We start from the raw sequence: 14,055 nt of genomic DNA, 5'->3' as shown, positions 1-14,055 counted from the left end.
ACATGTTACCAAAATCGTTACTACTCGCCCTGGCGCTGGCCTGGGCGGCACCGCTGCCTGCGGCAAATTCACCGGTTATTGCCTCTGCTGCACCCTGGCCAGCGGGCTTTATCAGAGGGGCGGATATCTCCACGCTGGCGGAACTGGAGAAGCAGGGGGCGAAATTCTATAACGCCGACAACCAGTTACAGGATCCCATCGCCATTATGAAAGCCAACGGGATTAACACCATCCGGCTGCGGCTGTGGGTCGATCCTTATGATGACAGCGGCTAGGCTTACGGCGGCGGGACGGACGATCTGCCCACCGTGCTGGCGCTGGCTAAGCGGGTGAAGGCCGCCCGGATGAAGCTGTTGCTGGATCTGCATTACAGCGATTTCTGGACCGATCCCGGCAAGCAGTACAAACCCAAAGCCTGGGAAAAACTGAGTTTTGTCCAGCTACAGCAGCAGGTCCACGATTACACCCGCGACACTATCGCCCGTTTTAAGGCTGATGGGGTGATGCCGGATATTGTGCAGATCGGCAATGAACTGAACGGCGGCATGCTGTGGCCCGACGGCAAAAGCTGGGGGCAGAACGGCGGCGAGTTCGACCGGCTGGCGCTGCTGCTGAAAGCGGCCATCAGCGGCCTGCGTGAAAACCTCAGCGATCCACATCAGGTAGCCGTGATGCTACATCTGGCGGAAGGCACCAAAAATGAGACCTTCCGCTGGTGGTTCGATGAAATAACCCGACGTCAGGTGCCGTTCGATGTCATCGGCCTGTCGATGTACACCTACAGGAACGGTCCGATTAGCGCCTTGCAGGCCAATATGAACGACATCAGCCAGCGCTACGGCAAAGATGTGATGGTGGTGGAGGCGGCTTACGCATACACCCTGGAAAACTGTGACGCAGCCGAGAACAGCTTCCAGGCCAAAGAGGAGAAAGCGGGCGGTTATCCGGCCAGCGTGGCCGGGCAGGCGGCGTATCTGCACGATCTGATTAAAGCGGTGCAGGCGGTGCCAAATCAGCGTGGTAAGGGGGTGGTGTACTGGGAGCCTGCGTGGATCCCGGCGACCGGCAACAGCTGGGCAACGCCTGCCGGAATGAAATACATCCATGACCAATGGAAACAGGGCAATGCCCGTGAAAACCAAGCGCTGTTTGACTGCCAGGGCAAAGCCTTGCCTTCACTGAAAGTATTCAATTAACCGGCTGGCACAGAGCCAGATGCTGCTGATTTTAAAGAGGAAGTGTGATGACTAAATTTCCACCGCTGATACCGGGGGTCAATACCCTGCTGCATGGTGCGGACTATAACCCTGAACAATGGGCGCACCTGCCGGGTATTGTCGATGATGACATGGCGATGATGAAACAGGCCCACTGTAATGTGATGTCGGTTGGCATCTTCAGCTGGTCAACGCTGGAGCCGGAAGAGGGACGTTACGATTTTGCCTGGCTGGACGTGCTGCTGGACAACCTGCATGAAAATGGTATTGCGGTGTTTCTCGCCACCCCCAGCGGCGCTCGCCCCGCCTGGATGTCACAGAAATATCCGCAGGTTCTTCGTGTCGGGCGGGATCGTGTGGCGGCACTGCATGGTGGGCGTCACAATCATTGCCTGACCTCGCCGGTTTATCGTCAGAAAGTGCAGGCAATCAACCGCCAGCTGGCGGCGCGTTACAGCCATCATCCGGCGGTGATTGGCTGGCATATTTCTAATGAATACGGCGGTGAATGTCATTGTGATGGCTGTCAGCAGGCATTTCGGGTCTGGTTGCAACGTCGCTATCAGACCCTGGATAACCTTAATCAGGCCTGGTGGAGTACCTTCTGGAGCCACACCTACAGCGACTGGTCACAGATTGTTTCGCCTGCGCCGCAGGGTGAAGTCTCCATTCACGGCCTGAATCTGGACTGGCGGCGCTTTACCACCGACCAGGTGACGGACTTCTGCCGTGAGGAGATAGCGCCGCTGAAGGCCGTCAATCCCCAGCTGCCCGCCACCACCAATTTTATGGAGTATTTCTACGATTACGACTACTGGAAGCTGGCGCAGCCGCTCGATTTTATCTCCTGGGACAGCTACCCGATGTGGCACAACCAGCAGGATGAAACCACGCTGGCCTGCTACACCGCCATGTATCACGACCTGATGCGCACCCTGAAACAGGGCAGGCCTTTTGTGCTGATGGAGTCAACGCCGGGTGCCACCAACTGGCAGCCAACCAGCAAGCTGAAAAAACCGGGGATGCATATTCTCTCTTCGTTGCAGGCCGTCGCCCACGGCGCGGACGCGGTGCAGTATTTTCAGTGGCGAAAAAGTCGTGGTTCGGTAGAGAAGTTTCACGGCGCGGTGGTGGACCACGTCGGACACCTGGATACGCGCACCGGGCGTGAAGTGACTGAGCTGGGCCGGATGCTGGCGGCGATGACGCCGGTGACCGGCAGCCGCATTGAGGCGAAGGTGGCGATTATTTTTGACTGGGAAAGCCGCTGGGCGATGGATAATGCGCAGGGCCCCCGCAACATCGGCCTGCACTATGAGCGCACGGTTAATGAACATTATCGTGCCTTCTGGGAGCACGGCGTGGCGGTGGATATCATTAATGCCGACGTTGACTTTAGCGGTTACAGTCTGGTGATCGCGCCGATGCTGTATATGGTTCGCGAGGGGTTTGCCGCGCGGGTGGCCGCGCATCTGCATCAGGGCGGCCATTTTGTTGCCACCTACTGGAGCGGCATCGTTAATGAGAGCGACCTCTGCCACCTTGGTGGTTTTCCCGGTCCACTGCGTCCACTGCTGGGCATCTGGGCGGAGGAGATAGACAGCCTGACCGATGAGCAGTTTAACCGCGTCAGCGCAGTTGACGGCAACAGTCTGGGGCTGAAGGGGACGTACCAGGCACGCGAACTCTGTGAGCATATTCATCTGGAAGGGGCAACCGCACTGGCGCTGTATCAGGATGATTTTTATACCGGAATGCCGGCGGTGTCGGTTAATCAGGTGGGGCAGGGACGCGCCTGGTATATCGCCTCCCGCAACTGCCTGGCGTTTCATCGTGATTTTTACGCTGCGCTGATTGAACAGCTGGCGCTTCCGCGTGCGCTGGCCGCCGATTTGCCGTCTGGCGTCACCGCCCAGCGGCGAAGTGATGGCGAGCAGGCATTTATTTTCCTGCAAAATTTCAGCGGCCAGCCTTGCAGTGTGACGCTGCCTGAGGGGCACAGCGACCTGATTACCGGCGAAGTGCTCAGCGGCGAGCTGCCGCTTTCCCCCTGGGGCTGCCGGGTACTCTCCACGCCACTGTCCTTTACCTGAAGCATACGGCTGCCCCGCAGATGACAGCCTGCGGGTACGGCGATGGCAGCGGATGCTCCCGAACGCCGGGGGCCTCTGGCTCATATCCACTCTGGCAGGCATATGCCTGCTTTTTTTATCCGTTGGAGGAGAGAAGTATGGTGAGTCTGAAGTCGTTCAGGCATTACATCGACCAACCGGCAGCGACAGTGTCCTCTGCTGACGAAGAGTTACTGGACCAGCTGCTGTGCTGTTTTGGCGGACGCGATAACATTCAGCGGGTGGATGCCTGTCTGACTCGTCTGAGGGTGACGGTAAAATCTCTGGCGCTGGTGGACTCAGACGGTCTGCAACAGGCCGGCGCCATTGGGGTGGTGATTCTGGGTCAGGAGGTACATGCAATTTTTGGTCTGGCGTCGGATAGCCTGCGGCAGTTACTGGAGGCGCGGTTCTTTCAGGGCAACAAAAAAGGATAACCGGTAACGGTTATCCTTAAGCGTGTGGCGACAACAGGGTCAGACCTGCAGTGGAGGCCTGCTGCTTACCACCAGGCCTCCACCTGCACCCCGAAGTTCCAGGTATCGTTGCTGGTGTTGTCCTGGAAACTGTGGCCGTTTTCAGAATCGTTAAGATAAGAGGCGAAAACTCTCAGCTCCGGGCGGGACATAAATTCCGGACCGGCTGCCAGACCCAGCGCCAGGGTATATTTCTGCCCCGCCTGCTTGTAGTCGCTGCCATCCCTGTTTTCATCCTTCTGCCAGAAACTGCCCACCTCGCCAATCCCCCTGACATAGTTGGTGAACTGATACTGCGCGCGTCCCACCAGAGAGAGTAAGGTACTCTTTGCCGTCTCTGCGGTGACATCATCTGCTGAACCCCAGGTAAAGACCTGATTAAATGACAGCTTGTCAGTGACCGGCAACAGGCCGGTATTGATTACGCGGTAACCGGTGGCGCTGGTGGTGTCATGCCACATGTCATACCAGCCGCCACCCTGCGAGATCATATTCTGTGCCAGCCCTTTATCGGCATACTGCAACACCAGTTTCTGGTAACCTCCCCACATATCCTGACTGATTTCACCGGTGAGCATCACGCCATTGTCGGCATCATACAGCCCGCCATACTCTTTCTGCTGCCGGGTGGGATTCGGCATGGCATAGTCAATGCCAAACTCGGTCCAGGCACCGTTCCAGGGTTTCCATCCGGCATAGCGCAGATCGAGGTAGTTGATATTGACGTCGTTATCGCCATTCACCCGATAATCCAGATCGTTGGCATCACCGCGAATCCACGCCAGCGAGACGGCACCAGGACCCAGGGTATAGTTTTCAATACCGGCACCCGAACCAGAAATATTCCAGTATTTGGTATCGATAATGTGCAGGTCATGGCGCTGGTAATAACGTTTACCCCCCCAGATCACTGCGTTTTTATCACCGGGCACCAGCCCTTTAATCTGGAGATTCAGCTGACGCAGACCGAACTGCGCATCATCGCCGAAGGTGGTTTCATTATCGTTAGAGCCATCGGAGAACATGCTGACCATGGTATCCACGTAGAAGCTGACATCATCTTTTTTGTAAACTTCGCTGCCCAGCTCCACTTCGCCATAGGTGTCAGCTTCATTGCCGAGACGACCCAGTTTATTTTTTTGCCACTCTTCCATGCCACCATCACGCGATACCCCAACCCCGCCGCGCAGATAGCCGTGGAAGTCGATGTTATCAATGGCAGCATACAGGGCGGGTGAGGTCAGTGCTGTGGCAAGCGCCACAGCGGCAGTGCGTAGCCTGGTGTTCATACTCTCTCCTGAAATTTGTAATACGTTCACATAACGGAAGTAGTAAACGGCTTGCTGTTGTGGGCTGGCAATCGAATTGTCAAAGCTTTGTGATTTAGTGCAAATAAATCAGCCATAATTGTAACGATTGGTGATAGCGATCACCGTTCATGAAATGTGAACGTCTTACTTTTTTCCATGTTATAGTGCGATTTTATCTGCCTGAGCGGGTTTGCTTCAGCGCTGTGATACAATTTTGCCAACTGATAACAGGGACACGAGTGATGAAATCAAAAAGTGCCACCCTGGAAGATGTCGCCCGCCATGCGGGGGTGTCATACCAGACGGTTTCCAGAGTGTTAAACAAGTCGGCGAAAGTTTCGCAGGCGACGCGGCACAAGGTGGAAGAGGCGATTGAAGCCTTACGCTATGTGCCAAACCGACTGGCTCAGCAACTGGTGGGCAAGCAGAGCACCACGCTGGGACTGGTCACCACCTCGCTGGCATTACATGCGCCTTCACAGGTGGCTGCGGCGATTAAGCATTACGCCAATGCAGCCAGCTATCAGGTGCTGATTGCGATGATTGGTGAGAACGTCAAACAAAGTTTGCAGGATTCACTTAATGAACTGAAATCGCAACTGGTGGACAAGGTGATCATTAACGTGCCGCTGGAGAGTGAGGATGCTGAGCGCATCGTGGAAGAAAACCAGGACATTTTGTGTCTGTTCCTTGATGTGGACCCTTACAGCTCGGTGTTTAACGTTTCGTTTAATCCCGCTGATGGCACCCGTGCCAGCGTGAAATATCTCTGGGAGCAGGGGCACCGTGAGTTTGTTCTGTTGGCCGGACCAGAAGGCTCAGTTTCTGCCCGTCTGCGTCTGAAAAGCTGGCTGGAGACGCTGGAGAGTTACCGCCTGCAGCCGGTCAATATTTGTCATGGCAACTGGGATGCTCAGAGTGGTTACAGTGGCGCATTGCAGCTGCTGCGTGAAACGCCCAACTTCACGGCACTGTTGGTGGGTAACGATCAGATGGCATTAGGGGTATTGAGCGCGTTTCATCAGCAGGGGGTGGCCGTACCGGGGCAAATCTCGGTAATCGGTTACGATGATACTTATGAGAGCGCGTTTTTTTATCCTGCACTGACCACCGTCTCGCTCGATCTTAATTTGCAGGGCAAAGAGGCGGTTGAGCGTATTCTGCGCGCAGATGAGCAGGAGACGGGACACTCATCATCAATCCTGCCCGCCCGGCTGGTGGTAAGGAATTCCACGGCAGCACTGGGGGAGCAACGTCTGGATTTAAGCCAGATTGCCGAACAGCTACGTTTGCTTGCCGGACGGCTGGGGTGACGTAACGTCATCTCTTTAATGTCGCTGGCTGTAAATTTCGTCAGATGAAAAGTCAGCAGCACTTAACAGGAGAGGGGAGCCAGCACAGGAATATCGTGGCTTGCTGCCTGAATAATTCATCCACCAGATTGATTCTGCGCAGTTTTTGCGGCTCAGGCCGCATGACGGTGAACCAGTTTCACGTCGTTCTTTTAACTCTATGATGCTCATCCATTTTCCCGGCAAAGGGACATGCCCCTCGCGATTTCTCACGTCATAATCCTGATTATAGCTTTACACCTGTATAGCTTGTGATCTATATTATTAAGGAGAATTTGGGTGGGCGATTAAAACAACGGATACCTTTGATAACTGGTTCTCGTCACTGAATGACAGCGATCGGGCCTGTGTACTGGCTACCCTGATTGTTTTAAGTGAGAAGGGAGCCGGCTTATCAAGACCTTACGCTGACACGCTACATGGTTCGCGGTTCAGCAACATGAAAGAGTTGCGTATTCAAAGCCGTGGCGACCCGATACGCGCGTTTTTCTCTTTTGACCCAAACCGCCGGGGCATCCTGCAGTGTGCCGGTAATAAGGTGGGTAATGAAAAACGTTTCTACCGTGAGATGATTCCGCTTGCTGAGAGAGAATTTACTCACTGGCTTAACATGTTAAACAACAAGGAGTAGCGCGATGGGCAGAACCCTGGAACAGCTTATTGCCGATGAAAAACCGGAAGTCGTCGCTGACGCTCAGACGACAGCCACGGAGATTCTGCTTAATATTCACCTCGCCGAGCTGCGCGAGAAAGTGCAAAAAACGCAGGTTGAAATGGCGCAGTCGCTGGGGATCAGGCAGCCCACCGTTGCTGCGATGGAAAAACCCGGTCGCGACCTGAAACTTTCCACCCTGAAACGTTACGTTGAGGCGGCGGGAGGACGATTGCGTGTGGATGTTGAACTGCCTGATGGTTCTCATTTCGGCTTTGCGCTGTGAGTGTTGCCAGCATCAGGTGAGATATTACCCTTCCCTGATTACAGGGAATATTGCTGTCGCAAAAAGCAAAAAACCAGATGTCTGAGGACATCTGGTTTCTCTAAATCTGGCTCCTCTGACTGGACTCGAACCAGTGACATACGGATTAACAGTCCGCCGTTCTACCGACTGAACTACAGAGGAATTGTTTCAACGGAGCGCATGTTATCTGCCACTCCTGACATTGTCAAAGGCGTTATGCAGCTTTCAGCAGCGTTTGCTGGCAAAAACAGCAATTTGCTGATTTTCTCCGCCCTTCGAATAAAATAACGGCGCTGGAGTGGGTTAACGGGTGGCAGCATCTGCATCATTTCCCAAACCCAAACCCAAACCCAAACCCAAACCCAAACCCAAACCCAAACCCAAATCTGAACCTGAACCTGAACTCAAATCCGCCTGGCAGGTGTGTTTCGCTTTACCTGCGCCTCCATACCAGCCAGATTTTTCTGCCACTCTCCAGCTGTTATTACTCGAAGGCGCTCGCTAAGGAGCGGGTCCATCCCTCAGCGGCATTGCCATTTTTCCACCACTGTAACAACTTTTAACCTCTACATGCAGTCCGGATACCCGCTGGTAACGGTTACACGCACATCCTGACAACATTTTTTGCACCATCATGGTGCGTAACCGGGCAGTGACCATTACGCGAAGAGATGAATAATTATGATTAATCTGCATCAGGTAATCAGATTCTCTTATTTAACCGCCTGTTAGCCATAAGTACGGCCTTATCAGAACTTATTGAGAAAAATCTGGCACAGGCTTTGCAATTCTCATCCGGCACCAGAATCAAAACTTAATTTTTACCGCCAGTGACAATGGCATTCAGGGATCCGTGACGGAGGCAAAATGAATTTAAGACGGCTCAAATATTTCGTGAAAACCGTCGATATCGGCAGCCTGACGCAGGCAGCAGAAGTGCTGCACATTGCGCAACCTGCACTCAGTCAACAGGTGGCGACGCTTGAAAATGAGCTGGACCAGCAGTTGCTGATCCGCACCAAGCGCGGCGTCACGCCGACCGAAGCGGGCAAAATCCTCTATTCACATGCCCGCACCATTTTACGTCAGTGTGAACAGGCACATGCAGCTGTAGCCCACGCGGGTCAGTCACTGAACGGTCAGGTTTCCATCGGACTGGCTCCGGGCACGGCGGCATCTTCCCTGACCATGCCGTTACTGCAAACCGTGCGTGAGCAGTTTCCTGATATCCTCGTCTATCTGCATGAAAACAGCGGCGCTTCATTAAACGAAAAAGTGATGAATGGCCAGCTTGATATGGCGGTGTTATACGATCGCGCGCCGACTGCCGGTATCACCAGTCTGCCGCTGATGAAAGAGGAACTTTATCTGGTTGGTGCCAGTGACTGCCCCGGACAGAGTATCGATCTGGCGGAGGTGGCGCAGATGAATCTGTTCCTGCCGCGTGATTACAGCGCGGTGCGCAAACGGGTCGACGAAGCGTTCTCACTGCGCCGTCTGAGCGCGCGCATTATTGGCGAAATTGAATCCATCGCCACGCTGACCGCGGCCGTCGGCAGTGGCATGGGGGTAACGGTACTGCCGGAATCTGCCGCCCGTGCGCTTGTCAATTCCACGCATGCCTGGATGGCGCGTATCAACAGTCCGACGTTAAATCTGCCGCTGTCACTGAACGTTTCTGCTCGTCTGCCGTTGTCACCCTCGGCGCAGGCGGTAAAAAATATTCTGCTGTCGTTGCTGAATCGACCGGCTGTCGAAGATCGTGAGCTGATGCTGGTCAGTTAACCTCTGCTGGCGGGCGCGCAGGGCGCGCCGGTTTTCATATCACTAAAAAGCATATAAAACCTCTTTTTATTATTTGTTGCTATGGTTTCCCATCCTTAACATGATGAGAACAGACATTTAACAGAGAGAGGGATAAGCGTGAATTTTCAACAGCTTAAAATCATTCGTGAAGCCGCACGCTGTGATTTTAACCTCACCGATGTGGCTAATACCCTGTTTACCTCTCAGTCAGGCGTCAGCCGCCATATCCGCGATCTGGAAGATGAGCTGGGCGTGGAAATTTTCATTCGTCGGGGCAAAAGACTGCTGGGCATGACCGAGCCGGGTAAAGCCCTGCTGACCATTGCCGAACGTATCCTTGATGAGGCGGGTAAGGTACGCCGCCTGGCAGATGTCTTTACCAATGAATCCAGCGGCGTGCTGACTATCGCCACCACCCACACTCAGGCCCGATACAGTCTGCCAAAAGTGATTAAGGCTTTTCGTGCCCTTTACCCCAATGTGCGGCTGGAGCTGAATCAGGGCTCCCCGCAGGAGATCGTTTCCATGCTGCTGGCAGGGGAAGCGGATATCGGCATTGCCAGTGAACAGGTGGTAAATGTGCCCTCGCTGGCGGCGTTTCCCTGGTTCAGCTGGCATCATGCCCTGCTGGTGCCGAAGGGCCACCCGCTGGAGGCAGAACAACCGGTTACCCTGACGGCGCTCAGCCGCTATCCGCTCATCACCTACCGCCAGGGGATCACCGGGCGTTCGCGGGTGGACCGCGCTTTCCATGCGGCAGGCCTGACGCCGGATGTGGTGCTGAGTGCACAGGACAGCGACGTGGTAAAAACCTACGTGGCACTGGATCTGGGAGTGGGGATCCTCGCCGATCAGGCCTGCCAGCTGAATGAACACGATGAGCTGACCCGGCTGGAAGCCAGACACCTGTTTGAATCCAATACCGTGTGGCTGGGACTGAAACGCGGGCAGTTGCAGCGCAACTATGTCTGGCAGTTTCTGGAGTTGTGTAATGCCAATCTGTCGCTGGAGGAGATCAAGCGTCAGGCGCTGTCGCTGGAAACAGAGGCAGAACGACCGGTGATCGACTTCCAGATTTAGCGAGGGCAGCACGACTCTTTTCCGCCAGGCTCGCCACAGCATAAAATTTTGCTCAGCGGCAAAAAGCCGCAAGGGCATGTTGCTGTGTTCCGCCATAACGCAGCATCCACCGTGACGCTCAGGTTACAGTGAACATCACCACCGCAAGGAGATGTTATGTTCACCCAACCTTTAAACGATCCGCAGTTACTGCGTCAGCAGGCCTGCTTTGGCGGACGCTGGCAGGCCGCTATCAGCGGCGAAACGCTGCCGGTGACCAATCCCTCCACGGGCGAAACGCTGGCGACTATTCCGGCGCTGGGCGAGGAAGAAACCCTTGCAGCCATCGCCTGTGCTGACGCGGTGCGTCCGGCCTGGGGCAAAACCCCGGAAGCGGAACGTGCCAGGCTGCTGGAGAAGTGGCATCAGCTGATTCTGGATAACGCTGACGATCTGGCGACCATCATGACCGCCGAGCAGGGCAAGCCGCTGGCTGAGGCCAGAGGCGAAGTGCTCTACGGTGCCAGTTTTGTAAAATGGTTTGCCGAAGAGGCCCGGCGTATCTACGGCGAAATCATTCCTGCGCCCACCCGCGACCGGCGTATTCTGGTGTTGAAACAGCCGGTTGGCGTGGCGGCCGCCATTACTCCGTGGAATTTCCCGATTGCAATGATCACCCGTAAAGTGGCACCTGCGCTGGCGGCGGGCTGCCCGATTATCGTCAAACCTTCCGAACTGACGCCACTCAGCGCGCTGGCCCTGATGGTGCTGGCAGAAAGGGCAGGCTTTCCGGCCGGTGTCATCCAGGTGCTGACCGGTCTGCCGCAGGCGATTGGCGAAACGCTGACCGCCAGCCGCACGGTGCGAAAAATCTCTTTTACCGGCTCCACGCGGGTCGGGCAACTGCTGATGCAGCAGAGCGCTGAGAGCATCAAACGTCTCAGCCTGGAACTGGGCGGCAATGCGCCGTTGATCGTCTTTGATGATGCGGACATTGAAATTGCCATCAGCGGGGTGATGGTCAGTAAATTCCGCAATGCCGGGCAGACCTGTGTCTGCGCCAACCGCATTCTGGTGCAGCGCAATATCTATCCTCGCTTCGTCGAAAAGCTGCTGGCAGAGGTGGCGAAGCTGAAAGTGGGCGATGGATTTGTCGCAGGCAACACCCTGGGACCGCTAATCAATCAGGCGGCGGTCAGGAAAGTGAATGCCCATATTGATGATGCCCTGAGTCAGGGGGCAGAACTGCTGGCCGGTGGCGTTCACCAGGGCGAAGGCACCTTTGTGCGACCGACGGTGTTAGGCGGGGTGACGTCCGCCATGCGTATCGCCGGTGAAGAAACCTTTGGCCCGGTGGCCCCGCTGTTCATTTTTGACAGCGAAGAGGAAGCCATCGCCCTGGCTAACGACACGGTATACGGTCTGGGTGCCTACTTCTTTACCGAAGATGGACGTCGGGCGTGGCGGGTGGCCGAGGCGCTGGAGTTTGGTATGGTTGGTCATAATACCGGGGCCATCTCGCTGGAGGTGGCCCCCTTTGGGGGCATAAAAATGTCCGGCGTGGGACGGGAAGGGTCACACCACGGTATTGATGAATACCTCGAAATTAAAGCCTTTCATTCAGGCAGTCTCAGTTAAGGCTATGGTCAGATAACGCCGGTTTTCTCCGTGCTAACCGGCGTTTTTTTACTGCCTGTTTTACCCCCTCTCCGTCAGACGTTTATTTCTGGTTGCACATCCTCCTTTCTCGCCAGGCTTTCTGCTTTAGTGTTTTTCTCCCCGTCATGCCAAAGATAATTAACGCTTTCTTTTCACTTGCAACGTAGCGTGCTGCATTCATCCGGCGTTATCAATTATTTACTGGCACAGCTTAATAACGACATTAAAACTTCATCGCCACGTGATGGGGTTTATTTTTTCGCGGACAGGAAACAATTAAAACCGCCTGTTCAGGAAAAATTAATTTAATTCCATAGCTGAAATAAATACCCGGACATTCTCTGCAATGGTGCAGGTTAATACGCCGACGCCCTGTGCTGGTGCGTTTATAAATTCATTTAAATCATTAATTTAGCTTTACGGTTTATCCGTTAAATTTGTTGTGAAATTACGGCATAAAATTTTTTTCGCGCCGGTTTTATGCATTTTAATTTTTTTACTCTCTGGCATGCTTTCTGCATCTGATTAATAAACGCCGCAGATGAAACAGGAAAAAATGATTAACCGTCAGCCTGATTAACTGACAGAAGACATTATTTTTCCGGCACGAACCAGACAAGGGGAAGCCATGTTAAGTTTCGATCCCGATAGCGTCATTCTGCCAGAGGGCCACTTTATTGCCGGGCAGCTACGTAACTCCCACAGCCAGGGTTTTGCCGTCAGGCGACCGTCCGATGGCCGGGTTGCGGGGGAACTTCCCGAAGCCGGTGCCAGTGAGGTGGACGAGGCCGTGTCTGTTGCTGACCGGGCGGCAAAAGAGAGTGGCTGGGCCAGTTGTCCTCCGCGCCAGCGTGGCGCGATCCTTCAGCGCTGGGCCGACCTTGTCGAAAGCGACAGCCAGCTGCCGCAGCTGGAAGCGCTGGCTTCCACCCGGCCAATCTATGACGTGGTCAATCATGAAATTCCCTTTACGGCACAGGCGATTCGCTTTTACGCCGAATGCGCGGACAAATACAGCGGCGATCTTTTTCCCACCCGGGATGCCAGCCTGGGGATGCTGGTTCCGGAACCTTACGGTGTGGTGGGTGCCATTACACCGTGGAATTTTCCGCTGTCGATGGCGTCGTGGAAATGTGGCCCGGCGCTGGCCGCAGGCAATGCCGTGGTGTTGAAACCGTCCGAGCTGACGCCTTATTCCACCGTCCGTCTTGCGGAACTCGCGGTGCAGGCCGGGCTGCCCGCCGGGGTACTGAATATTGTTCAGGGTAGCGGTGCAGTGACCGGGAGCGCACTGGTGGCGCACCCGCTGGTGCGCAAAGTCTCCTTTACCGGCTCGACGGCAACCGGCGCACGCATCATGAGCGATGCGGCACATCACGGTATGAAGCCGGTTACCCTGGAGCTGGGTGGTAAAAGCCCGCAGCTGGTGTTTGACGATGCGGGCGATATCAGCGAGGTCGCCGGACGAATTCTGCGCGGCTTTACCGCTAACGGCGGCCAGGCCTGCGTTGCCGGAACCCGCCTGCTGGTGCAGCGGGGTATCGCAGACGCGCTGATTAACGAACTTATCCGGCTTTGTCAGGGTTTTCGACCTGGCCTCACCTGGGATGAGCACAGCCGCTATGCACCGGTGATCGACAGCCGTCAGGCGGACAAAATCCGCCAGCTGGTGGTGGCGACGCGGCAGCAGGGTGCAACCGTGCTGGTGGGGGGGGACCCTTTGCCGATACCGGAGAGGGCTGGTTCTGGCAGCCGACGCTGATCGCCGATGTATCGCCAGAGAGTCCGGCGGTGCAGGAGGAGATTTTTGGGCCGGTGCTGACCGTGCAGATTTTTGATGAAGAAGAGGAGGCTCTGGCACTGGCGGCGCATTCCACCTACGGATTATGTGCCGGAGTGCATACCCAAAGTCTCGATCGAGCTTTGCGCGCCATGCGCGGCATTGCCGCCGGAACGGTATGGATCAACCGCTATGGCCGCTCCGGCGATTTTATTATTCCCACCGGTGGCTTTCACGGCTCCGGCATTGGCAAAGATCTTGGCCGCCAGGCTTTCGAAGCCTGCCGCCGCTACAAAAGCGTACTGATCGACTTCTGAAACTTCACC

General features: G+C 55.3%; 9 protein-coding genes, 1 tRNA gene and 2 pseudogenes. 10 read left to right on the top strand and 2 right to left on the bottom strand.

Features of this window, described 5'->3' with window-relative positions; genetic code table 11:
• Nucleotides 1-2: 2 nt before the first annotated feature.
• The 3 genes and pseudogenes from AC3RPL_RS11605 (at nt 3) to AC3RPL_RS11595 (ending at nt 3,765) form a co-directional block, all read left to right on the top strand.
• A pseudogene (locus tag AC3RPL_RS11605) lies at nt 3-1,196 on the top strand (glycoside hydrolase family 53 protein).
• A 47-nt stretch (nt 1,197-1,243) separates the two neighbouring features.
• Nucleotides 1,244-3,310, top strand: coding sequence for a beta-galactosidase (locus tag AC3RPL_RS11600; protein WP_490740133.1), 2,067 nt, complete (start codon nt 1,244-1,246; stop codon nt 3,308-3,310).
• A gap of 137 nt (nt 3,311-3,447) precedes the next feature.
• Nucleotides 3,448-3,765: a PTS sugar transporter subunit IIB gene (locus AC3RPL_RS11595; RefSeq protein WP_034939178.1), complete on the top strand. Its 318-nt coding sequence runs from the start codon at nt 3,448-3,450 to the stop codon at nt 3,763-3,765.
• 65 nt (nt 3,766-3,830) lie between these two features.
• Here the strand turns inward: AC3RPL_RS11595 and AC3RPL_RS11590 are convergent, their stop codons facing one another.
• The gene (locus AC3RPL_RS11590) at nt 3,831-5,093 is read right to left on the bottom strand and encodes a maltoporin (RefSeq protein ID WP_490740132.1); all 1,263 of its coding nucleotides are present in this window, start codon (nt 5,091-5,093) and stop codon (nt 3,831-3,833) included.
• Nucleotides 5,094-5,356: 263 nt separating this feature from the next.
• Between AC3RPL_RS11590 and AC3RPL_RS11585 the strand changes: the two genes are divergently transcribed.
• The 3 genes from AC3RPL_RS11585 (at nt 5,357) to proR (ending at nt 7,404) form a co-directional block, all read left to right on the top strand.
• Nucleotides 5,357-6,427 (top strand): LacI family DNA-binding transcriptional regulator, encoded by a 1,071-nt coding sequence (locus AC3RPL_RS11585; RefSeq protein ID WP_490740131.1) that lies wholly within the window; start codon nt 5,357-5,359, stop codon nt 6,425-6,427.
• A 325-nt stretch (nt 6,428-6,752) separates the two neighbouring features.
• Nucleotides 6,753-7,097: a type II toxin-antitoxin system RelE/ParE family toxin gene (locus AC3RPL_RS11580; protein ID WP_490740683.1), complete on the top strand. Its 345-nt coding sequence runs from the start codon at nt 6,753-6,755 to the stop codon at nt 7,095-7,097.
• A gap of 4 nt (nt 7,098-7,101) precedes the next feature.
• Nucleotides 7,102-7,404, top strand: a complete 303-nt coding sequence (gene proR / locus AC3RPL_RS11575) for a transcriptional regulator ProR (protein WP_034939189.1) — start codon at nt 7,102-7,104, stop codon at nt 7,402-7,404.
• 107 nt (nt 7,405-7,511) lie between these two features.
• On the opposite strand, the gene AC3RPL_RS11570 is transcribed toward proR, so the two are convergent.
• A tRNA-Asn gene (locus tag AC3RPL_RS11570) sits at nt 7,512-7,587 on the bottom strand.
• A gap of 705 nt (nt 7,588-8,292) precedes the next feature.
• Between AC3RPL_RS11570 and nac the strand changes: the two genes are divergently transcribed.
• The 4 genes and pseudogenes from nac to AC3RPL_RS11550 all read left to right on the top strand — a co-directional run bounded on the left by nac (nt 8,293) and on the right by AC3RPL_RS11550 (nt 14,046).
• On the top strand, nt 8,293-9,210 hold the full coding sequence (gene nac / locus AC3RPL_RS11565; protein ID WP_490740130.1) for a nitrogen assimilation transcriptional regulator NAC: 918 nt from the start codon (nt 8,293-8,295) through the stop codon (nt 9,208-9,210).
• Nucleotides 9,211-9,348: 138 nt separating this feature from the next.
• Nucleotides 9,349-10,311 (top strand): HTH-type transcriptional regulator Cbl, encoded by a 963-nt coding sequence (cbl, locus tag AC3RPL_RS11560; RefSeq protein WP_490740129.1) that lies wholly within the window; start codon nt 9,349-9,351, stop codon nt 10,309-10,311.
• Nucleotides 10,312-10,467: 156 nt separating this feature from the next.
• Nucleotides 10,468-11,928: an NAD-dependent succinate-semialdehyde dehydrogenase gene (locus AC3RPL_RS11555; protein ID WP_490740128.1), complete on the top strand. Its 1,461-nt coding sequence runs from the start codon at nt 10,468-10,470 to the stop codon at nt 11,926-11,928.
• Between the two features lie 649 nt (nt 11,929-12,577).
• Nucleotides 12,578-14,046: pseudogene (locus AC3RPL_RS11550) on the top strand (aldehyde dehydrogenase family protein).
• The last annotated feature ends 9 nt before the right edge of the window (nt 14,047-14,055 follow it).

The sequence above is a fragment of the Erwinia papayae genome (genome assembly GCF_058241465.1).
This window is presented reverse-complemented; position numbering and strand designations above follow the sequence as displayed.